Annotated in this window: 10 protein-coding genes; 2 read left to right on the forward strand and 8 right to left on the reverse strand. The window is 62.2% G+C overall.

The window, feature by feature from the left end; genetic code table 11:
• Positions 1 to 45: 45 nt before the first annotated feature.
• Positions 46 to 6,537, forward strand: a complete 6,492-nt coding sequence (locus tag PspCFBP13509_RS02385; RefSeq protein ID WP_137211510.1) for an NEL-type E3 ubiquitin ligase domain-containing protein — start codon at positions 46 to 48, stop codon at positions 6,535 to 6,537.
• Positions 6,538 to 6,585: 48 nt separating this feature from the next.
• Here PspCFBP13509_RS02385 and PspCFBP13509_RS02390 read toward each other — a convergent pair whose 3' ends face one another.
• Entirely contained in the window at positions 6,586 to 8,004 is a 1,419-nt protein-coding gene (locus PspCFBP13509_RS02390) for an amino acid permease (protein WP_065926556.1), read from the reverse strand.
• Positions 8,005 to 8,365: 361 nt separating this feature from the next.
• A complete protein-coding gene (locus PspCFBP13509_RS31620) occupies positions 8,366 to 12,997 on the reverse strand; it encodes a hypothetical protein (RefSeq protein WP_242001046.1) in 4,632 nt (1,543 codons plus the stop codon).
• Between the two features lie 178 nt (positions 12,998 to 13,175).
• Between PspCFBP13509_RS31620 and PspCFBP13509_RS02400 the strand changes: the two genes are divergently transcribed.
• A complete protein-coding gene (locus tag PspCFBP13509_RS02400; protein WP_137211511.1) occupies positions 13,176 to 16,271 on the forward strand; it encodes a transglycosylase domain-containing protein in 3,096 nt (1,031 codons plus the stop codon).
• Here PspCFBP13509_RS02400 and PspCFBP13509_RS02405 read toward each other — a convergent pair.
• From PspCFBP13509_RS02405 to PspCFBP13509_RS02430, 6 genes are all read right to left on the reverse strand, one after another.
• Positions 16,261 to 17,001, reverse strand: a complete 741-nt coding sequence (locus PspCFBP13509_RS02405) for a pilus assembly protein (RefSeq protein WP_065926559.1) — start codon at positions 16,999 to 17,001, stop codon at positions 16,261 to 16,263. The two genes, PspCFBP13509_RS02400 and PspCFBP13509_RS02405, sit on opposite strands and share 11 nt — an antisense overlap.
• A gap of 20 nt (positions 17,002 to 17,021) precedes the next feature.
• Complete coding sequence (locus tag PspCFBP13509_RS02410) at positions 17,022 to 17,555, reverse strand: CS1 type fimbrial major subunit (protein ID WP_137211512.1); 534 nt, start codon at positions 17,553 to 17,555, stop codon at positions 17,022 to 17,024.
• Positions 17,555 to 18,301 (reverse strand): pilus assembly protein, encoded by a 747-nt coding sequence (locus tag PspCFBP13509_RS02415; protein WP_065926560.1) that lies wholly within the window; start codon positions 18,299 to 18,301, stop codon positions 17,555 to 17,557. Before PspCFBP13509_RS02415 ends, PspCFBP13509_RS02410 begins: the two co-directional genes overlap by 1 nt.
• Before the next feature lie 12 nt (positions 18,302 to 18,313).
• Positions 18,314 to 19,549, reverse strand: a complete 1,236-nt coding sequence (locus tag PspCFBP13509_RS02420; RefSeq protein WP_065948885.1) for a hypothetical protein — start codon at positions 19,547 to 19,549, stop codon at positions 18,314 to 18,316.
• 26 nt (positions 19,550 to 19,575) lie between these two features.
• Positions 19,576 to 22,101 (reverse strand): CS1-pili formation C-terminal domain-containing protein, encoded by a 2,526-nt coding sequence (locus tag PspCFBP13509_RS02425; protein ID WP_065948886.1) that lies wholly within the window; start codon positions 22,099 to 22,101, stop codon positions 19,576 to 19,578.
• 125 nt (positions 22,102 to 22,226) lie between these two features.
• Positions 22,227 to 22,718: a CS1 type fimbrial major subunit gene (locus tag PspCFBP13509_RS02430; protein WP_065926563.1), complete on the reverse strand. Its 492-nt coding sequence runs from the start codon at positions 22,716 to 22,718 to the stop codon at positions 22,227 to 22,229.
• Between the last annotated feature and the right edge of the window lie 112 nt (positions 22,719 to 22,830).

A 22,830-nucleotide genomic window follows, 5' to 3' on the forward strand; every position in this document is an offset into this window, starting at 1 on the left:
GCGGTGCTTCCATCTGCCCTCCACTTATCGTGAAAGGTAGAGCGCATGCCGACTCAACAATTACTCAACGGCCTGTCCGGCAATCTGCAATCGAGTACCTCCTGGACCCAGCAACAGGCGCTGGAGCTGATCCAGCGCAACGTGATCCAAGCCTTGGATGGCCTGGACGACGAGGAAAAGCGACGTTTCGTAAACCTGCAACGCCAGGCCCTCGCGGCCTTGACGGCAGTCGAGACCGAGAAAGAACGGGTCGTAAGTGCCTTCAAGACCAAGGGCCTGGCGCAATTGCGCGACAGGATCGGCGGGCGCGACCCGGAACAGTACCGCTTCGAAACCACCTACCTGGAAAAAGTGGAACAACCCTTGCCATGGGAGCGGCGAACCGGCAGCCACATCCGAGTGCCGCGTCGTTCGGATATGGACCTGCGCCATATCGAACACGTCAAGAGCCTGTCGCTGTGGGAGGCAGCTTGCGTGAACTTCGGCTTCACCGCGTACGCTCGCACGGATTCCGGCTATACCCTGATTGATGCCAGCCGCGTGGTCGGTCCCGACGGCGACCGAAGCCTGAGTGCCCGCGAGTTCATCGGCATCGCCCGCGAGCTGGACCTGGGTCACCAACTGCACGTTACGATCCGAGCCACGCTGGGCGAGCATGGCACGCTGCGTCAATTGATGAATGACGCCGCGCAGGCCCTGCTGCAGTTCGATGTATTAGACGCCTGGCGCAACCGCGCCCACAACGGTTTGACCCGCACGATGTATGAGCGCCTCAGGGCATCGATCGACGGCAGCGGGACGCAGCTGTCGATCGAGAGCCTGAGCCTGACCTCAGGCGTCACGCCCATTGTCTCCGTGCCGTTCGTGGCGTGGGAGAGTTACATTCCCGTGCCCTTGATGCTGATCAAGATTGCCAGCCTCGGGGTGCTGTCCTATTTTCCTTTCCGCCCTGGCGGCGCGTTTCGCTACCACGACGATGCCCGCTCGGCAGAAGCCGACTTTCGTCAGCAACTGCTGGACAGTCACCAGCAAGGCGACCTCGGCTGGTTTTCCCGGCAGTTGCCCTTGGTGGGCTTGTCGGCCTTCCAGTCATTGCTGACCCAGGAAAAACGCCCCGAGGGCATGAACTGGCTGGCGGGCACACTGTACGACGGGTTTCACAACGCCTTCCCGGAACGCACACTCAACGATATCCGCTTCGCCACCGACCCGCATGCCGGCCCCGCCGAGACATTGCGCCAAGCCCTGGCATATCGTCAGTTGCAGCGTTGCCAGGCCGACATGGACACCCTCGCCAGCAGCCGCTCCGAAGCCGATTGGCAAGCCGTCAAGGATGCCGCCGCCGCCATTGCATCCGAAGTCCTGCAACTGCTGCTGACCCCCCTGCCCGGTGGCGTCACGGGCATGAACCGAATCATGCAACTGGCGGTGCTGGGCAGCATGACCTACAGCGTCAGCGTCGGCCTGAATGAAGCCGCCAAGGGCGACGCCAGCGGCTTTGCCTCGACCCTGACCGACGTCGCCGACCTGGCAATCAGCGGACGCCTGATCAATGTCGCGGGTAAAGCCCATCGCCAACGCATGCTCGAACACCTGCAACGGCTGGGCAACCCCCGCAAGGTCACGCGCCCCGACGGCGTGGATGAACTGTGGAAGGCCGACCCAGGCCCTTACGCCCATGATCGGCAATACCTACTGGATGGCAAAAGCGCCGATGCCCTGGGCGTGTTCACCGTACACGGCAAGCAATACGTCAAGCTGCATCATGAAGGTCAGACCCTGGTAGCCGAAGTGAGCCACGACGTGCCGGGCCTGCGCTACGTGCTCAAGAATGGTCGCAGCAGCTACAAGCCACCCATTGTGTTCGAGCCCGCGCTGCAGGCCTGGACCTTCGACCTGCACAACGCTCATACCCTCTCGGATATCCAATTGCTGCAACGGATGCTGCCCAACGGTTCGTCGGTCATCCATCAGCTCGACCTGGAACGCATGCTGCGCAGCACCGCAACCACCCGCACCACCCTGGATCGGGTCTGGCGTGGCGAACCGGCACCGTTGAACCTGATCGAGGGCGTACGGCGCCTGCAGGCTGACCAGGTGATCCAGCAGATCATCGAACGTTTCCCTGAGCCCGGTTACCTGCCGCCCTACGGTGACAGCCTGGTGCTGTGCCTGCTGACCCAACTGCCGGACTGGCCCGCCAGCCTGCTGCTGAGCATCAGCGACCCGCAACGCAGCGTGATCGAAACCTTCGGCAACCTCGAGCACACGGTGGCCGAGTCAAAGACCCTGACCCTCATCCGCAGTGAAGACAGTGGCTACCAGGTCGAAGGGGATCGTGGCCAGCCGCCCTATCGGGCCGAGCCGCTGTTGAGCCTGATCATCAGCCTGCAACCGGCCCACTCACGGCTGGGCCTGGCGGATCAGGCCGACGCCTCGCCCGAACAGCGGATCATGAGCGTTCGCCGGGACGTGGCCGCGCTGGCGAGCCGTGAGCGGATGGCGTTGTTCGCGGCAATCTTCAGCTATGCCGGGTATGAAAAAAGTGAACCACTCCCGCCCATCAATGCCCGACGCTTCTTGCCCATCCAGGCACCGGCCCCGCTGGTGGCGGTCACGCCGCTGCTCAAGAAACTGCGCGACCTCAATCGCCCCTTGTCCCCAGCCCTGCTGGAACGCCTGCTGCAGCAGCACCCTCTGACACCGCGCCAACAGCAGGCCTACTTGCAGGAGGGGGCGCTGCCCAGCCACTTTCATGAAGAACTGGAAAACCACCGCATCGCCCTGCGTATCGACGCGGCAATCGACGGGCTTTATCACCCAAGGCCCTACAACACTGACGCCGACCAATGGGCCAGGGAGTTCGCATCGGCGCTGGTACGCCATCGGCTCAAGCGCGACTTCGTGATCACAGAAGTGCATGCCGGAGCCATCGCCACCCCCTATCGCTCCAGCGGCCCAGACGACCGAACCGTAGAGCTGCGGCACTCAGGCGACGGCGCCTATGAGGCCTACGACATGCGCAATGCCGGCACGATTGCCGTGTCCCCGGTCGTCGACAGTTTCTACCTGGCCATCGGCTCGGTACTGCAACCCCACGAGCACCAGGCGCTGGGCATGCACAGTGCGACCGATGCGCTGGGCCTGCGCCACACCCTGGGCGACTACATGAGCAGCCAACGCACCCCCGAAGGTTTTGTGAGCCTGGTCAACGGGTCACTGGCGCAGTACGAACACACATTGCCCTTGCCGCCCGCCCTGCAACCGGATGCCCAAGGTATTTTCCCCCTGGAAGGCCGCCACTACCTGCCGTTGTTCGGTTCTCTGTACCGCATCATCTATGACAAGCGCAGCTTTAAATGGCGGCTCAAGCACCCGCAGAAGGTCGGCGTCGACACCCCGACCCTGGAGCACAACGGTCACGGTGCCTGGCGCCTGTCCAGCGAGAACCCGATGAGCTGGGACGACCATAGCCTGCTCTATCGCCTGGGGGGCAATCACCACAGCTTCACCCAGGACATGTCCAAAAACATCCTCGCCCTGACCGACACCCCTGCCCACCTATTGCGCCAGGTTCACCGCTGCGGCCGTGCAGCGCCGCCATTGCTGGTCGACACCTGCAAACGCTTTCGGATCGACCAGGAAATCGACCAGTTCATCGACGCGATGTACGAAACCCCCATCGCCTCCAACGCCCGACCGGACTTGCAATTACTGGTGCTCTCCAGCCTGCCGGAATGGCCCGACAGCCACGTACTGCAAATTGTCGATGACAACCACCAGGTCACCCATCAATACCCGCAACGCAGCAGCCCGGACGACCTGACGGTGAAGATCACCGAATCCGACTTCAAAAACGCCAGGCTGCTGGAAAACATTATCACCCACGATGACGTGACCCTTGCCCTGCTCGGTGAATTGCCGACGACTCACGAGCAGCGCTTGTTCCAGTTGATCACCCGGATCGTCGAGTACACCGACCGGGAAAAGGCGCAGATCCTGCACTCGCTGTACCAACGCAGCGAGTCCGGGGGCAGCGAGTCGGTGCGACGGTTCAAGGCCAAGCATCCCGATCTGCCCACCAGCACCGTCACGGCGATTCTTGGCCACGCCTCGCCACGCGAACTCAAGCAACTGCATGAAAACAACCAATTGAGCCTGCGACTCGCGGAACAGGCGCGCTTGAGTAGCCACGACCTGCGACTGAACCGCGCCTATGAGGGCTTGCATGTGTCTGCCTGCGCCAATGCCGACAGCGACCGGATTATCCTGCATTTGCTCAAACTCCTGCCCACCTGGCCGAGGCATGTGCGCATCGATATTCGTGAACGGGACGAACAGGGGCGCCTGCTCAAAACGGCCGGTCATTTGGTAGGCACCTCGCGCAAGACCGTGGCCAAGACCCATCGTGGCTATCAGGCTTATGACGCCAACAGCGTGCCCCTTGGCCAACCTTCGAACGACTTGCTGAGGGTGATTCTCAGCACCTTGTCGGCGAGCGAGCAAACGGTCCTGGGCGTTACCGATGAAACCGGCATCACCGAACTGCGCCAGCAACTCGCCGATATCGCCCTGTCCCGCCGCGTAGAGATCAAGGGCCTGCTGGATATCCCGCACCTGCAACCCTGGATGCAACCGGCGATGGGCCTGGAGCGTTCGTTCCTGGTGTACCCGCTCTGGTCACGTTTCTGGCCGTTCAACGGCCCCAGGCCGCCGGACCTGGTGGCCAAGGTCCAAGAGATTTATCCGCGTTTCACCCGCGACGACGCGCGCCAATTGATCCAGTCGCTGAACCTCACTGAGCCGGCGGTGTTGATTGAGCTCGAACGTCGCAAGGCCGAGTACCAGGCCATGGACCTGGAGTTGCGGCGCTGGAGCGAAACCGTGCTGGATGAAGACAACGTGATCGACGACCCCATCGGGCAGCGCCAGGCCCGGCGCCGCTACATTGCCGAGCAATTGCGCCAGGCATGGCGGCGGGACAACAGGGCGGTCTACATCGCCGGGCTGTTCCACGTGTACTCCCTGGAGTTGCAACTGGACGATGGTGGCCTGCCGCCCGCCTCGTTCATCACAGGTACCAGCGGTTTCAGCCATATTGAACACCTGCGGATTTCCGGCAATGCCTTCCCGTCTTCGGCGGTTGAATTCCTCGCTAAATTCAACCAGCTCAAGGCATTGCACCTCGATTGCCGGATGACCGAACTGCCCAGTGCAATCACGGACATGACCTCGCTCACCTACCTGGACCTGAACGACAACGACATCCGCTTGACCGAAGAGGCGGTACAACGCCTGGCAACCATGGTCAACTTGCGCGACGTGGACTTCAGCGACAACCCGGACCTGGCACTCGCCCCGGATGTCAGTCAAATGACCCAACTGCGCATCCTGCACCTGGGTAACACCGGCATCACGCAATGGCCCCGTGGCGCCAGTGCGCTGCCGTACCTGATGGAGTTGCACCTGCAGGAAAACCAGATCTCCACCATTCCAGAAGAGGTCTTCACCAACCCCTGGCTGCAAGCCGCCAATCGCAACACGCTCCTGCATGAAAACCCGCTGTCGGCACCGACCCTGGCGAGTATCGAAGCGTACCGGCTGGATACCGGCATTCGCCTGGGTGGCCAACTGCGTACGCCTCGGCATACGGCTGTGGCCGTCGACGACCTCAGCCAATGGCTGATGGGCGTGCCGCTCCAGGATGTACCGGCACGCAGAGCGCTGTGGGAGGGTTTGAAAACCAATGAGACGGCGAGTGCCGATGATGTGTTCCGGGTCTTGCAGGACCTGACGCGGACCTACGCCTACATCCACGGCGACACCCCAAGGAGAGCATTGACCCACAGAGTCTGGACCTTACTGAGCGCCATGGGCGAGTCGAGGCAACTGCGCGACACGGTATGCCTCAACACCTACGGCTCAGGCGACTGCGGCGACAGTGTGCTGCTGGCGTTCACCAACATGGAGTTGCATCACCGTATCCACCAGGCCAAGCAGCAACCCCGCAGTTACATGGCTGACAGGGCCTTGCTGGCGCTGGCCAAGAGTTGCTTCTACCTCAATCAGCTGGATCACTTTGCCGATCAGTTCATTCTTGAGCGTGAACGGGCCAACCTGACGGTCGACCCAGCCGAGGTAACGGTGTACCTGCGCGAAAAACTGGCCCGTGAGTTCGACCTGCCGTTTTATCCGCTGGAACTGCTGTACACCGTGAATGACTACGTCACGGACGAGGTGGTCAACACTGCGCGCAACACCCTGCTCCGGCTTGGCGAGTCGCCCGCCTTGCAGGAGTGGATCTTGATGAGCGAATTCTGGATCGAATATTTGGCAAGTAGCGAGCCGGAGCCGTTTCTGACCATCAAGGACACCATGAGCTACAAAGTCAGCGTGCTCGAGCAGCAACTGCCGGACAAGCGTTCGGATGCGTACCTGGAGCGCCGCCAGTCACTGGCCGAGGAAGAACGAAGTGAACATAACCGCCTGGTGCGGCAACTGACAGAAGGCACCCAACTGACCCTGCAACACGTCTGACCTGTGGCCTGCCTGTCGCAAGGGGCAGGCAGGCCATCGTTCAGGGGGTCATGCCGAGCGCGGCGAACCCTGGCCAGCCTGGGCCGGCTGCAGCTTGAACACATAGAACAACACGGTCAGCAGCACCAGGAACGCCGGGCCGATGTACAGCGCGATCCGGGTGTCCGGGAAGTAGGCCATCAAGCCGACCACCAGCACCAGGAACGCCAGCGCCAGGTAGGAACTGACCGGGTACAGCCACATGCGGTACTTGAGCCCGGCGCGCTCATCCGGGCTCAGGCCGCGACGGAACTTGAGCTGCGCCAGCAGGATCATCACCCAGGTCCATATCGCGCCGAAGGTGGCGATGGACGTCACCCACACAAAGACTTTTTCCGGCACCAGGTAGTTGAGCAACACGCCCAACAGCAACGCGCCTATCGACAACAACAGGGCGCGACGCGGCACGCCATTGCTGGAAGTGGTGGCGAACGTCGCCGGAGCCTGGCCGTTCTGTGCCAGGCTGTAGAGCATGCGACCGGTGCTGAAGATGCCGCCGTTGCACGACGACAGCGCAGCGGTGATCACCACGAAGTTGATAATGCCGGCGGCGGTCTTGATGCCCAACCGCTCGAACGTCATCACGAAGGGGCTGCCCTGGGTGCCGATTTCATTCCACGGGTAAATCGACAGGATCACGAACAACGCGCCGACATAAAACAGCAGAATCCGCCAGAACACCGAGCCGATGGCATTGGGGATGGTCTTCTGCGGGTTCTTCGCCTCACCGGCGGTCAGGCCGATCATCTCCACGCCCAAATAGGCGAACATCACCATCTGCAGCGACATCAACACACCCTGCACGCCGTTGGGCAGGAAGCCGCCGTGGGCCCACAGGTTGGAAATACCCAGGGCAACACCGTCATTGCCGAAACCGAAGGCAATGATGCCGACACCGCCGATGACCATCGCGATGATGGTGACGATCTTGATCAGGGCGAACCAGAACTCGAACTCACCGAAGGCCTTGACGGCGATCAGGTTGATGGTGCCCATGCTCACCAGGGCCGCCAGGGCCCAGATCCAGCGCGGTACATCGGGGAACCACACGCCCATGTACACCGCCACGGCGGTGATCTCGGCGACGCAGGTCACCAGCCACAGGAACCAGTAGTTCCAGCCGGTCAGGAAGCCCGCCAACGGGCCAAGGTAGTCTTGGGCATAACGGCTGAACGAACCGGCGACCGGGTTGTGCACGGCCATCTCGCCGAGGGCGCGCATGATCACCAGGATCGCCAGGCCGCCAATGATGTAGGAGAGCATGATCGCCGGGCCGGCCATCTCGATGGCCTTGGCCGAACCGAGGAACAGGCCGACACCGATACAGGCGCCGAGGGCCATCAGGCGGATATGCCGCTCACCGAGTTCGCGTTTGAGCGGGCCGCCAGAAGCGGTCTCGCCATGGGGCAGGTGGTTGCCAGCTGGCATGGGGATACAACCTCATTTTGTTATTGGATTGAACCACCGAGTGTTCAGCGCCACAGCGGGTCGCCGTGACGCTGTCCTAGCGGGCTCACCTCGTGGGTAAACCCGTCCGGCCGACACACCGGCCAGCTCAGGGGGCGTGCAGTATAGAAAGCCGCAAGCAGGGCTTTTCACTCAATAAGCAACAAAATTCAGCGAGATTCCTCGGCAAATGCCGCTTCTGCGGAGGGGCATCACCTGGGAACTGTAGGAATAGTCTGTCGCAAACGGCGGCGAGTATTGCACAGCATCGGTGCACCGTCATGCCCCTGCCCTGGTCGTATTTACCGGAGCTGGAGCGCTCTAGCCCGAGGGTCCGTATCGATCACCAGTCGCCGGTCCACTGCGGCGCATCGAAAAACAACCTGCGCGCCATCCTGAGGTTGATTTCGCCCCGATGGATCTCCAGAGTTTGCGTCACACGCCCGCTTTGCCCCGCCTGCATGCTGGCGAATGCCTGGGCACGGGCCTGGGCCTGGGACTGTTTGCCCATTCGATGTTGCGCGGGTGTCTTGAGGTGCGCAGCGGTGAAATGGTCGTCCGGCCCGGTCGGCCGTTCGTAGTGAAAATGCCCGTAGCACAGGGCCTGACGCGTTTGCGCGTCCATCACCACGTACGCTTGCAACCAGTCATTGGACCGTCCGGCGAGTTCGACCCGCGCCCCCTGGCGAAAGATGCGCGCTTCGTGATGACTGACCAGCACCTCCACCCCGGCCTGGGTCGGCAGGCGCGCCTTGATTGCAGCCAGGCGTGCCTGCAAACCTTGCTCGGACAAGCGGCTGGCGGCCGCGCGCAACTCATCGGCCTCGGTTGTGGCCCGGGCACGCTGCGTCGCGGCCAGGCGCTCCGGCACGCTGTGCAGCAACCGCTGCTGGATCGCCTCGGCGCACTGGCGCAACTTGTCGGCGCGCTGCTCCAGCAGGTCCTGCAACGACTGAGGCTCATTGGCCCGACTGGCCATTTTGAGTACCTCGGCGATGGCCTTTTCCACCGGTGCGCGTAACGCCTGCCCCTGTTCGACCAGCCGGCCCAGGTTGGGCAGCGGCCCAGGAAGCGCCGGGGCGGGTGCCTTGACCGGCTCCCAAATGCCATCGTCGGCCTGGGTAAACGTGGCGATCACCGCGTCCTGGGCATCCGTGACTTCGGCCACTTCCTGGGGATGCTCGCCGGTTGTCACTTTGACCTGGGCGACGTACATGTCCTGGTTGCGCACGCGAATGATTTTTTTCTGCCGAACCCGCGCACGTCCCGCAGCAGGCGTCGCGGCGGCTGTCGGAACCAGCACCGCTGCCAGCTCACGCTGAACCTCCTTGTGCAATTGCGCGAGCAACTGTTGCAGCTTCTCCAGGTACTTGAGATCGAATCGCTCCGGGGCCATAGCGCGCCAGAACTCAATCCGATCATCGCTCAAGGCGTAGACACGGTCGAAACTCTCCAGCAACTCGGTACGCAGCTCCGCACTTTGCGGCGCCAGCTCGTCCAAGTGCGCCTGCGAGCCACTGGCCCAACGGGCGCGGTGAATGGTGTCGTCCAGGCTTTGAAAAAAACCTTCCTCCAGCGTCGGCCCTTCGGTATTGATCGCCACGGCCCACAAGGCGGTGACCTGCAGCGATTGCAGTTCGAGCACCGTCGGCGCGGACAACTCGCTCTCGCGCAAGGCTTGGGCCTTGTCCCGCCCATACTTGGGCACCTGACTCAGTTCATCCAGCAAACCCAGTTGCAGGCCGCGCCAGTCAATGGCTTGCTCATTACTGTCGGCCAACTGCCGCAGCCCCTCCATGATCTGCCGGTGGGGCTGCTGATAGATATCCAAAAGTGCCTCCTGCGCGCTCAGCGATTGCACCAGCTCCAGCAGCGGCACCAACCTGCGGTGGATCGCGACGGTCTGTTGGCGGGCGTGCTGGAGCAATAGCTGCAACGTGAGCGCCGTCCCTTCCAGCAACGTGGACAACTCTCTCGCATAACCGGGTCGGCGCCTGATGACCTGCAGCGCCCTGAGGCACTCCAGCTCAAGCAATGAGGCCTCGAGTTTGTTCTGAAGCTCCTGCACATAGCGAGCGCCCGCCGTGGCGCGATGCTGTTCGGTGACGCGCGTATCCTCACTGTCTCTAAGCATGCGGGCCGTGGTCAGGGCACGGTCTGCGGTTTCCCGGCGCTCGGTGGATTGGCGGTAATCCTGCTCCAGTTGCTGACGGCGTGACTCACTGTCAACCAGGCCGGTCGGGGTATCCGATTGCCCGCCGCGCAGGCGCAAGCCCAAGTCCACATCCCATGCACCGCCCCCCAGCGACTTGAGCCACGGCCCGTTCGCGCTACCGTCGGCGCTGACCACTCGCACGCGGCCACGGGCCACTTGCACGCGGTACACATGACCGCGCACCAACGCCTGCCAGTGGACCGGGTTCGACGCCGTATCCAGTAGCAAGCCTTCGTGTATCCCCGAAGCCTGTGCGCCTGGCAGCCGTGATGGCCAAGGTTGGGGCAAGGCCTTAAGACTCATACCCTCCAGCCGGGCGCGCAAGGACGGTGTGAGCGTATCGCGCGAATTACTCCAACTGAAGGGAGGCTGCAACTGCACGGTGGCAGGGCCAGGTATCACTGCGGGAGGACGCTGCATCGACGCTGGCGAAGCAAACGTTGAGGCTTGCTGTTCCAGCATCGCCGGCCACTCATGAGGCGAGGCCCGATGGGCCAGGATCATCACCAGATTGGTCAACAGGTCTATCACACCTTGGGTCTGCATGACCGAGTCGTTACTGGCCAATGCCGCCACATCCCGTTGGACACTGTCCATCACCTGCACCATCCAGCCCGCCAGCAGTGCCGGCCCCCGGACAAACGGCAGCAGTGTATTGAACAGCAACCAACCGCCTGCCTTTAACGTCCGCCAGCGTTGCTGAGCATTGGACACCGACTGGGCCTGGGCCAGGCTGACCAACGCCTGGGCAGTCGAGACAAACAGGCCAGGCAACGGGTCGCCTTCCTCCAGCCGTTTACTGAGCTGTGCCGGCGCTGGCCGATCCGGCACGCTGAACTCATCACCGGCCAGAAAGTGCGCGACATGCGGTTCCTGGAAACCACCGTTGGCATACACCGGCTGGCGGGCCGGGGCCATCCAGGCGAGGACACTGTCGTGCAATTCCCCTGGCGCCTTGATGGCCTCCAACAACGCCTGCTGCGACTCGAACTCACGCAGGCTTGGGGTCGACAACGGCCGGTACAACAGATGCGGCCCGTGCTCGGTGTCACGTGGGCCGATCACGTAAAAACCGACCACATCGTCCGCCGTCGCAGCTGGCGTGGCCTTGAATGCCAGCGACCACATACCCGCCGCGCGTCCATCCGCACTGGCCTGGACGGCCGCCTCCACCAACCGGTAACCGGCCTGGCTCAAGCCGCCCTCGCGTTTGAGCTTCAGCTCCAGCGCCAGCAGCGGCAGTTGCGCCCGCAGTTGCCGACTGAACAGCTTCTCGCGGCGGGCCGATTCAATCGGGTCGTCGATCAGTTTTTTGCGCAACAGGTCGGGGTACGCCTGGCCGACGTCCGTCTCGGTCACGCAGCCGGTCAACAAAGAGGCGCTCAACCAAGCGGGCGCCACGTCGCCGTTGAGTTTTATCCGGGACGGCGCATGGGGGAAACCGCCGAGGTTTTCCAGGGCCAGCTCCGTCAGCGTGAGTGTCACCCGGTGGGCATCACCACTGGTAAAACCGCCTGGCAACATCACCGCCGTGACAAGGCTGTAGGTCAGTTCAATGTGATCCGGGCTGATCGCCTTGGCGCGGGGCTCCTTCTCCAGGCAGTGCGTCAGGGCCTGGGCGGTGAACGTGCGAATCGGCGCGATACCGTCGAGAAAGGTGTGCCCCGCCGCCGCTGTTTGCGCAGCGACCAGCCCCTGTAGCAGGCGAGCATAGGCCAGGCTGTCGTCCGGCGAAGCATGGATGAGCCAGAGCGGTAATCGATCTTGCAAGCGTTGCTGTTCAGGTGTGAGGGCCGACTCGAACCAACGATGGGGGTCAGTCACGTAGTCCAGCATTGCCTGGCACTGCTCGGGCGTACGTGATACTGAGCGGTCGATTGCCATGACTTCGGCGCTCTGCTGTTGGGCAAAGCAGGCCGCCAACGCATCGAACGGGTCGCCGGGTAGTTCCTCGACAAACCACTCCACGGCCCCGTGTGCCAGCGAGGCGCTCACGAACCCGGGGATCAGGGGTTCGATATCCTCCAACTGTTGCAACGGATGAATCCCCGTGGCGGGACTGAACACGAGCAGCGTGCGCAGTTCGGCCCCCAGCAGCCGGTGATCAAGGATCAATACCGGCACCATGTCAGGGGGTTGCGTGCTCTGGCCACGGCGCACCGACAGCGTACGTACCGTCAACGTCTCACCCTGAGAACGCCACGTACGATCAGGTCGGCTGGGGTGCAGCGCCTGACGTGGAAACAGCCGTGAAAAGTGCTCTGCACTCATGCCCGCAGGCATCTGGCATTCATACAGCAACCCCACTAATTCATCGGACAACTCAGCCCAGCGGCTCGTCCCCTCCCCTCGCGGCGCCCCCCACCAATCCCGCAAACGTGCGAGCCAGGCATCCAACAACTCGCCTCCCGCGTGGTTGACCAGCCGTTCCAGATCGACCAGCCCCGGCCCGCCCTGCACGTAGACCTCCCGTTGATGCTGCATCACCTGGTGAAAGTCTTCGACATACCGAACCGGTCGCGCACGGGCCAGGCGCGCCAGCACTTCGTCGGCCAGCGCACTGTAGCGATAACCCTGACCTACCGGTATGCCAATGGCGAGGTGTGCGGCGGCATAGTGCAAGGAAGGGTACTGCCGATCCAGTGCCGCCTGGATCTGGGCCTGCGCTACCGTACGCAAGCTCGGCACAGAGGAAAACGTATTGACGATCCGCTCGATGCGCGCACGCCGCAACGTGGGCACAGGGGGGGTTTGAGACATGAGGGAGCTCCTGGTAACGGACACCGGAAATCGGTCCGATTGACCTCGCAGGCTATGGCTTGCCTTCCACGCACCTGCGGTAGCCCGCTAGGGGTTTGCGACAAATCCCTTGTCTGCCTCAATCAACGTCTACGCTTGAATCAAGTCCGATCAATCTGCGTGAATGGATCAATCGACTATGGGCGCTTTATGGCAAACCGATTCACCCAAGGCTGCTGGCCCCGCCGACAGCCTGGATGAACAGCCATTGCCGCAAAGCCCCCGCAAGCGGCGGTATGCGTGGCGAATGGTCTGGTTACTGCTGCTGATCGGCCTGATCGCGCTGGGGTTTGCCGCCCATCGGGAAATGCGCACGGCCCACTGGCAAGCCCGAGAGTTAAGCCGTCTCGCCCACGCGTTGAGCTATACGGTACAACCCGGTGCCAGCGACGCCATTGTCTATCCCGGCGACGGTCCGTTCGACCGGCGCCTGGGCTACAGCGCCCTGGGTGAGTTCCTGCCGCGCCTGCTCAAACGCAACTACCTGATCGAACGTCAGGCACGCTTCTCCACGGCGCTGATCGACTACAGCGATCACGGCCTATTCATTCCCTACCGCGAGAAAATCCAGGCTGGTCTGACGATTACCGATTGCCGGGCCGCCCCGGTGTACCGCTTCAATTACCCGCAACAGGCGTACCCGCGTTTCAGCGCCATCCCGCCCGTGATCGTCAGTAGCCTGCTGTTTATCGAGAACCGCGACCTGCTCGACCCCGACCAACCCCAAGCCAACCCCGCCGTGGATTGGCCACGTTTTGCCAAGGCCGCGTGGTCGCAGGTCGCACGCTTGCTGCACCTGCCTGGCCAAAGTGCCGGTGGCAGTACCCTGGCCACGCAATTGGAAAAATACCGCCACTCACCCGATGGGCTGACCCTGAGCGGTGGTGAGAAAATCCGCCAGATGGTTTCCGCCAGTGTACGGGCGTATCAGGGCGGGCCGGACAGCCTGCAAGCACGTCAGGATGTGGTGCGCGACTACCTCAACAGCGTGCCGCTGTCGGCGGTGCCCGGCCACGGCGAGGTGCATGGCCTGGCAGAAGGACTGCGGGTCTGGTATGGCGCCGACTTCAACCAGACCAACGCCCTGCTCGCCAGTGACGACCCGCAAACGCTCAAGCAAAAAGGCCTGGCCCTGCGCGAAGTGTTGTCCCTGATGATTGCCCAGCGCCGCCCGTCTTACTACCTCGCCAAGGGCCGTGCCGACCTTGAGCAACTGACCGACAGTCATCTGCGTTTGCTGGCGCAGAACGGGGTGATTGAGCCGGGGCTGTCCGAAGCCGCACTCGCCAGCCGGGTCACTTACCGGGACTGGCAGCAGCAGCCCACGGTCCAGCCAATCGAAAGCAACAAAGGCATCAACGTTGCCCGCAGCCGCCTGGGTTCCCTGCTCAACCGGCCGCTGTATGACCTGGACCGCCTCGACCTGTCCGCCACCAGCACCCTGCACAGCGACCTGCAAACCCAGGCCACCGACTACCTCAAACGCCTGGCAGACCCGGCCTTCGCCGGCCAACTGGGGCTACTCGGCCCGCGCCTGCTGACGCCCAGCAGCACCGCCCAAGTGCGCTACAGCTTCACCCTGTATGAGATGACGCCCGACGGTGCCCGCGTACGGGTGCAGACCGACAACACCGACCAACCGTTCGACATCAACGAAAGCAGCAAGCTGGAACTGGGCTCCACCGCCAAGCTGCGGGTACTGACCACCTACCTGCAAATCATCAGCGAGTTGCATGATCGATACGCCGGCCAGCCGCCCGCTGCGCTGAAAAAAATCGAGATCGATGACCAGGATCGCCTGTCCCGCTGGGCCCTGGATTACCTGGCGCAGAACAGCGACCAGAGCCTGCCGAAGATGCTCGACGCAGCCCTTGATCGGCAATATTCGGCCAGCCCCGGCGAAAGCTTTTTCACCGGTGGCGGCCTGCATCACTTCCACAACTTTCGCAACGAAGACAACGGCCGCAGCCCGACCCTGCGTGACGCCCTGCGCGAGTCGATCAACCTGCCCTTCATCCGCCTGATGCGCGACCTGGTGCGCTACAGCACCTACCAGGCCCCGGGCAACAGCGCGCAATTACTCAAGGACGACAGCGACCCACGGCGCCAGGAATACCTGGCCCAGTTCGCCGACCGCGAGGGCACGACGTTTTTGCTGCGCTTCTGGAAAAAATACCGCAACAAGGACACCCAGGCCCGGCTCAACACCTTCCTCGACGGCCTGCACCCCACCGCCATCCGTCTGGCGGCCGTGCATCGCTACCTGCTGCCCCAGGCCAGCCAAGAGAGTTTCGACCGTTTCATCCGCTCCCACCTGAGCGGCAGCAAGACCAGCGAAAAACTCAGCGACGAGCGCCTGCAAAAACTCTACCTGAGCTACGGCCCCGGCGCCTACGACCTGCCGGACCAAGGCTATATCGCCAAGGTTCACCCACTGGACCTATGGCTGCTCGGTTACCTGCTCAACCATCCCGACGCGACCTTTACCCAGGCGGTCGCGGCCAGCGAGCATGAGCGCCAGGAAGTCTATGGCTGGCTGTTCAAGAGCCGGCACAAAAGCGCCCGCGACAGCCGCATCCGCACCATGCTGGAGATCGAAGCGTTCCTGGATATTCATCAACGCTGGAAAGCCGTCGGCTACCCCTTCGATCACTTGGTGCCGTCCCTGGCCACGGCCATCGGCAGTTCTGGCGACAAGCCCGCGGCCCTCGCCGAACTGGTGGGCACGATCCTCAATGACGGTGTGCGCCAACCGACCCTGCGCATCGACAGCCTGCACTTTGCCGCCGGCACACCTTATGAAACCCGCCTGATCAATGACCCGAATCGCGGCAAACGGGTGATGCCCAGCGAAGTGGCCACTGCCTTGCGTGGGGCCTTGTCGCAAGTGGTGGACGCAGGCACCGCCAAACGTGTCTCCGGCAGTTTCAAGTTGGCCGATGGCAGCCCCTTGGCGATGGGCGGCAAGACCGGCACCGGGGATAACCGCATCGAGGCGATTGGCGCGGGTGGGCGGGTCCTGAGTTCCAAGGCGATCAACCGCACCGCGACCTTTGTGTTTTACATCGGTGAACACCACTTCGGCACCCTGACTGCCTTTGTTCCCGGCAGCGGCGCGCAGAATTTCACCTTTACCTCAGCGCTGCCGGTGCAGGTGCTCAAGGGCATGGCGCCGGTGCTGATGCCCTATCTGCAACCGGGCAGCCATACCTTGTGCACCGCTGCTAGCCACTGATTTCGACGATTCTTTGGGTAGTGCCCTCTACCAGATAGAACCGATAAGTACGCCCGGCCTGTTTTTCAAAGCTGAACACCCGCCCCGGAAAAATATGATTCTTGGTGGTGGGGGCGCACGACGTTCGGTCATTGGCCGCGCAATCTTTGAACTCATCCACCACAACCACCGTATTCCCCGCATTGCGCAAGGTGTAACGCTGCCCGCCATTTTCGACCCGCGTATCGAAGCGGCTGTCCTTGGGCCGCACGAAGAACACGGTGCCGTAGCCAGCCATCACCTGCACACCGCCCACCAAGGTCTCTTCATAGGCTTTGCGCTCCTCATCGGTGACACCAAAGCCGTCGTCTTTCTCGGGCGCCACTGGCAGGTAACGTACCCGGAAATAGCGCTCGCTATCGCGCTCACCGATGAATACAAAACGTGTGCTCTGCATGCCATCGGCCGGCACGATCAGCCGCGCCGGGCTGGCGACCAGACCATTGCGCACGCTGCCGTCGGCTTCGAGCTTGAGCGGCACTTCGTCATAGCTGCCGTCGGGTTTGTAGAGCATTTCGGTGACGTTGACCTTGACGAAGGCGGTCTTGGTGCCACCGTTGAAGACACGCTTGAGGTAGGTGCTTTTATCGCCACGCAAATAGTCGTAAAAGTCGCCAATGTTGATGTTCGGCCCGGCCTGGGCACTCAACGAACACACCATCAAGCCCAGCATTGCCGCTACACGTTTCATAACCCCTCCTTTAAAAATCGTCATGGGCGTACCGCGTCGAACAGCAACTCGACGCTGCCGTAATACTCGCCGGGGGTAAACCCATCCGCCGGCTCGACCGCCGAGATGTCCAGCAGCACACGTTTGCCCTGGCGCGCTTCGTCCTGGGGCACCACCAGGGTGTCGTCGAGGCTCAGCGCCTGGCCATTGAACGTGACACTCAAGTCGATATAGGTACGCCCGCCGTTGAACAACATGGGCACCGCGCCCAGCCGCGCGTTGATCCCGCCCGCCGAACTCTTCACGTCGAAGTGTTCGCGCAGCGGACGCAGGCGACCCGGCACCAGGTCCCAGACCATCTGTTGCTCACGCTCCAGGAACCCTGGGGTGATCGGCAGTACGTAAAAGTCCGAGGTCGGGATGGTCACCGACACATCGAACACCCGCGCTTCGCGAACCGCCAGCGCCGATGAACTGAACAGCACGGCGACCAACAACACCGCCCCCGCGAGGCCTTTGTACAGCGTCTCCGACGGCCGTCCGCGCCAGCCGACGTGGGTTGTTTCACTGCTCATCATCCTTTGACCTCATAAGGTTTTTTGTCACCGCCTTCGATCAGAGTGAAGCGGTAAGTCCGCCCGGCCTGCTTGTCAAAGTCAAACGCGCGGCCTGGCAAAATGTGGTGCTTGGTGGTGGGCTGGCAGTCCTGGGGCGCGGCGGTGGAACAGTCCTTGAACTCATCGATCACCACCACGCTATTGCCGTCGTTACGCAGACGGTAGCTCCCGGCACTGTCATCGGTGCCCGTCGCAAAGCGCGTCACCTTGGGCCTCACGAAAAACACCGTGCCGAACCCTGCCAATACCGTGACCCCGGCTGACAAGGACGTTTTGTAGGCTTCGCGTTCCTCATTCGAAACCGCAAACTCGTCGTCCTTTTCTGGCATCACCGGCACGAAGCGCACGCGGAAATAACGCTCTTTTTCGCGCTCGCCGAGGTACAACAGGCGCGTGCCCTGCATGCCTTCGGCCGGCACGATCAAGCGCGTCGGGCTGGCCATCAGGCCGTCACGAATGCTGGGGTCGGCGGCCGGCTTGAGCGCCACCTCTTCGGAGGTTCCGTCATTGTTGTAGAGGATTTCCTGCACCTGGATCCGTACAAAGGCGGTGCTGTCGCCAGCATTGAAGACCCGCTTGAGGTAGGTACTCTTATCGCCTTCCAGGTAGTCGTAGAACGCCCCGACGTTGAGGCTCGGGCCGGCGTGTGCCCACAGCGGCAAGCCGCCGAGCACCCACAGGGCCAACACATACTTGATCCACATAACGCTCTCCGTTTACAGGTCCGAATCCCAGATCACCGTGACCTGCCCCGAATAGGTGCTGCCGCCCTGGCTGAGCATGGCGTCGACATGTTCCTTGGCGACCTCGAAATGCAAGGTTCCAGGGCGGCGGTTCACATAGAACCCCGGCTGGAATTGCTCGGTGCCGGCACCGCTCAACAACAGCGGCTGGCGATTGACGGCAGAGCTGTCAGGGCGGTTCAGGCCGTGGGGCAAGGAGACACTGATATTCACGGGAACCTGGTGGTCGGCCGCGTTTCTCAAGGCGCAGGTATTGCCCATCACTCGCTCGCACTCCAACTGCATCTTGAAACGCGACGAAGCGGAAATATTGAAAGTCTGGTCGCGAAACAGCCGCGCCGGCTTGCGCCCTTGGTTCAGCCAAGCCTGCCAACCGCCTTGGGGTACCAGTTCAATGCGGGTGCCTCCCGGCGGCACCTCGACTTTCAGGTCGTGCTCCACACTCAAGGTGAAATTGAAGGTGAGGGCATTTTTCGAGGGGATCACAACATCGCCAAAATCGTAATCGCCACCGGGGCCCATGGTGTACGTAATGCTTCCGGTGTAGTGACCACTGGACATGCCCAACGGGTTGGGAGTGCGCAGTTCGTAGGCATACTCCATGGTGTTGTAACGCAGGGTCGCCAAGTCCTGGGACGGTTGCCGACTGCAGGGGCCCGCACCTTCGGGTGTCAGCCAGAAGTACGAGGCAAAGAAAGTGCCGGCAGCAAGGTGGCCGGTGCTCTGACAGGGCGCGGGCGCCGTCGTCCATCGACTTTGCCATCTCACCCCAGGCTGTGCCCACGCCGAAACGCCAGGTGGCCGCGGCACATACCAAAGCGATCCGACGCCGGCGATCCTGACCTGTACGGTCTCGGTCTCCTGGGTGACCGTATGCGTCACGGTCAAGTCACGCCAATCAGACGGCACCTTGACCATGAAGCCTTGGCGCTCGTCCGAATGGTTGGCCTGGATGGGCGCAATGGCGGCTGCCGTGAAGTTGGTGTCGCGCAGGCTGAAGATATTCAACGCCTTGCACCGGGCCGGAATGTGCGCGGCGCAAATCGAACTGATCGGCGTGGTGTTCTCGAACCTGTTCACCATGGGGTTGCCGGGGTCCGGCCTGAACCGTGCGGTGATGTCCTCGTCGGCCAGCGCCGCGAAGGAACACAGGAGCATCGCCGTACCCACTACATGGCGTTGGGTGGCGCGGGAAAGAAGCGTTTTCATGACTGTGCGTGTTCTCATCTTCATGCTCAACCGGCAATCTGTTCGGTGACTGTGGACTCCGCCAACGTATCCGGCGTGCAGCGCAAGTCCCCGATCATCAGCACACTGTTTTCAAGGCGCGCCTTGGAAGGATCAAGCCTGAACTGGCAGAGCAGTTGGTTGTTGCGGCGCACTTCCAGGGTCGGCGAACTGGCATTCATTTCCAGGGAGAAGAACCCGTCGACCTCACTCACCCCACGCGTGGCGTGGTTGATCACATGCAGGCCCTTGAGCGGTTTACCCTGGGGGTCCACCAGGCGCCCGAGCACGGTGACGGTTTGCATCACGCTGACCTTGCGGTACTCCACGCCGCCCTTGTTCAGGTGGTAGCGCGTGCGCGGCGGTTGAATCGAGGCCGAGGGCGCGTGGTTGCCTTCGAAGTCGAAGCTCACCGAGCTGCCTTTGTAGGCGGTGATCGGGATGAAGTTGCGACCAGGGCGCAGGGCCGTACTGCCACCGCTCAAGTCGTCGGCGCGCAGGGCGATGTCGTCGACGTCGGTTTCGACATCCACGATCAACCCGGAGCCGGTGCCGTGGTATTGGCTGGTGAGCACCATTTTTTGTTGGCCCAGGGCAAAGGTGCTGTCCAGGTTCAGGCCGCCCGCCAGCTCATTGTTGAATGAAGAACGCTGGACGTAGCCGTCACCACTGACAAACTCGTTCTCGAAACTGGCCATGCCGGACAAACCGATGCCGTAGGTGTCAGTGGTCGCCGTGGCGGAGACGCTTTGCAGCATGTGGTCTTGCAGGTCCTTGCGGTAGGTCAGCGAGGCATTGTTGTCGCGGGTGCCCTCGCGGGAGGTACGCGTGCCGATGCTGGCGGACCACTGCTCGCCGGGGGCGCCGAGGGCCAGGCTGATGCTCAGGTCGACCCCACGGTTGCGCCGGTCGCCCGTGCTGGCGGTGGCTGGCCGGTCAAATACCGACACGCGCCAGTTGGCGTCGTTGCCGAACATATGGGTGCGCTCGGTCCAGCCCAGGTCCAGGCCGACGCCTTCACTGTTGCCTTCGCTGTAGAACAGGCGAGCGTTGATCGAGCGCAGGTTGCTCAAGCGGTGGTTGACTGAAATCGATGAGTTACTGGTCTGGCCCACAAACACGTCGCGCTGGCGAATGCGCGTGCCATCCGGCAGGGTTTCATAGGTGTTACGGGTGTCTAGCCAGCTGCGCGTGTGGTTGAACACGACGCTTCCCAGGCCGTAGTTGTACAGGCCGTTGAGGTCGAGGCCGGTGCCGTATTTTTCCGTCCAGTAGACGTTGGCATACAGGCTGGCCTGGTCGGCGAGGGTCCAGTCGACCGAGGTGCCGTATTGCATGTTGTCCTTGACCTGGCGACCGGACGCCCCCAACACCACACGGGGGTGAGCCAGGTAGTTCACCGAGATGCCTGCGGTCGGGCTGCCGCTGCTCTGCTCATCAAAGTTGCTCAGCAGTTTGCTTTCCCGGCCAGCAAACAGGTTGTAGCGCCAGCGCTCGTCGTGGTTGCGCCAGTTGTTGGGCTTGTACACCAACTCCTGGGTGGTGCTGGTGATCTGGCCGTCCTCCACCAGGCGTACTTCCACTTCATAAATGCCACCGGGCAGCGGCCGCGTGTCCAGGCTGTGCAAGCCGCTGCTGACCGGCTGGGTGTTGATCAGCAGGCCATTGCGATAAATCTCCACCGATGCCTGGCGGCTGGCGGTGACATAGATCGGGTAAACGGCAGGCTTGGAATTATTGATCATCAGGCTGTCGGAACTGCCATACATCACGCCCACGGCGGTGTCCGGGCTGGCCCCGAAGGTTCGCAACTGGCGGGTCAGGCCTTCGGCATTGGGTGTGAAGTAGCCCAGGCGCAGGAAATTGCCCTGCAGTTCACGCTGGGTATAGAGCGCATACACGGCGTGGTTGAGGTCATCGTCGTCCGGCCCGCCGAGGCGCGAGAACTGCATGTTCAGGGTCTGGCTCCACAGGCCCAGGCTGCTGCTGGCATCGATGCCGAAGCGTCCGCCCAGGTCCTGCCCTTCGCCACCGCTGAGGTTCATCTGGTTGCGCACGATCAGGCCAGTGCTGCCGCCGGTGGGCAGAAAGTAGTAGCGCTGCTCCTCGGCGTCGCGCTCGGCATTTTCGGTCAGCAGGGAAACCGTGGAGTTTTCCAGGTTGTAATGCACGGCCATGAGCCCGTCGGGGCAATTGGTTTCGCATGCCCCCAGGGGCACGCCTTGTTTCAGGTACTCGGCCCAGCGGTCACGCTCGTCATCCTTGATCACGCTGCCGTCATGGTCGGTAAAGTCGAGTAAGGTCAGCCCGTCATCACGGGTCAATACGATCATCGCTTCGGACACAAACTCTTGGTCCAGATCCACCTTGACTGCCAGGGGCACGTCGAAGAAATGCTCTTCAAAGTCCGCCGGTAGTCCCTTGGCCTGGGAAAGCAGACTACGAGGTGTAGTGCCGTCGGCAGTACCTGCCGCCAGCGCGTTCGCACAAAACAACAAGGCAAGCGCTGCCGCGATGGGAGTCATCGGGAACATGAACGGAATACTCTGATTTCGAATTTCAATACGAGAAAACCGGCCGACCGACAGACAGAGACTGACTGCCGACCGGTTTGACTACCGAGCCACAGGCCGGTGCTTACCGCTCAACGAGCCTGGCTTCACGGCGTGACGCGCGGCTCGTGGTCGAACACGATGGTGTAGTTGGTGGTGAAGAGCCCGGAAACGCCATCCGCAGGTTTGGCAGCGGCCACTACCAGGTCCGCCTGGGTACCTGGAGTGGAGCTGGCATCATCGACCACTTCCAGCGGCGAGCCGGTCAGTACGACACCGTTGAAGGTGTTGGTCAGTGCGATCGCGTCGCTACCGTTGGTCAACGAAGCAGGGCCGCCCTCGATGTAAGCCTTGATCGAGCCGTCGGTGTTTTTCACATCGTAGGTGGCGCGCAACTGGCTCAACTCGCCGGTGACGGTGTTGTAGTTCATGGTTTCGTCACGACCGAAGTTGGGGTCACGTGGCTGCGCGTGGAACTGCTTGGTCGGAATCGTTGCCTTGATGTTGATGACACTGCTGGCTTCACCTGCGGCGAACACGCTGGACGTGCTGAAAGCCAGTGCGAGAAACGGCAGTACGAAAGCGGTCTTCTTAAGCATTTTAAGTACCTGTTGTGGCATTAGATATTGGTTGGGAAACCGATTTTCCCAATGCGACAAAACACGAATAAACCGGGTCTTGCGACGCAGGTAAATAGTGCTTGGAAATCAC

The organism is Pseudomonas sp. CFBP13509 (assembly GCF_005233485.1).
GTDB lineage: Bacteria > Pseudomonadota > Gammaproteobacteria > Pseudomonadales > Pseudomonadaceae > Aquipseudomonas > Aquipseudomonas marginalis.

Excerpts from the sequence above, each read along its gene's own strand:
- PspCFBP13509_RS02385 (WP_137211510.1), top strand. The coding sequence starts at position 46 with ATGCCGACTCAACAATTACTCAACGGCCTGTCCGGCAATCTGCAATCG.
- PspCFBP13509_RS02390 (WP_065926556.1), bottom strand. The coding sequence starts at position 8,004 with ATGCCAGCTGGCAACCACCTGCCCCATGGCGAGACCGCTTCTGGCGGC.
- PspCFBP13509_RS31620 (WP_242001046.1), bottom strand. The coding sequence starts at position 12,997 with ATGTCTCAAACCCCCCCTGTGCCCACGTTGCGGCGTGCGCGCATCGAG.
- PspCFBP13509_RS02400 (WP_137211511.1), top strand. The coding sequence starts at position 13,176 with ATGGGCGCTTTATGGCAAACCGATTCACCCAAGGCTGCTGGCCCCGCC.
- PspCFBP13509_RS02405 (WP_065926559.1), bottom strand. The coding sequence starts at position 17,001 with ATGAAACGTGTAGCGGCAATGCTGGGCTTGATGGTGTGTTCGTTGAGT.
- PspCFBP13509_RS02410 (WP_137211512.1), bottom strand. The coding sequence starts at position 17,555 with ATGAGCAGTGAAACAACCCACGTCGGCTGGCGCGGACGGCCGTCGGAG.
- PspCFBP13509_RS02415 (WP_065926560.1), bottom strand. The coding sequence starts at position 18,301 with ATGTGGATCAAGTATGTGTTGGCCCTGTGGGTGCTCGGCGGCTTGCCG.
- PspCFBP13509_RS02420 (WP_065948885.1), bottom strand. The coding sequence starts at position 19,549 with ATGAAAACGCTTCTTTCCCGCGCCACCCAACGCCATGTAGTGGGTACG.
- PspCFBP13509_RS02425 (WP_065948886.1), bottom strand. The coding sequence starts at position 22,101 with ATGTTCCCGATGACTCCCATCGCGGCAGCGCTTGCCTTGTTGTTTTGT.
- PspCFBP13509_RS02430 (WP_065926563.1), bottom strand. The coding sequence starts at position 22,718 with ATGCTTAAGAAGACCGCTTTCGTACTGCCGTTTCTCGCACTGGCTTTC.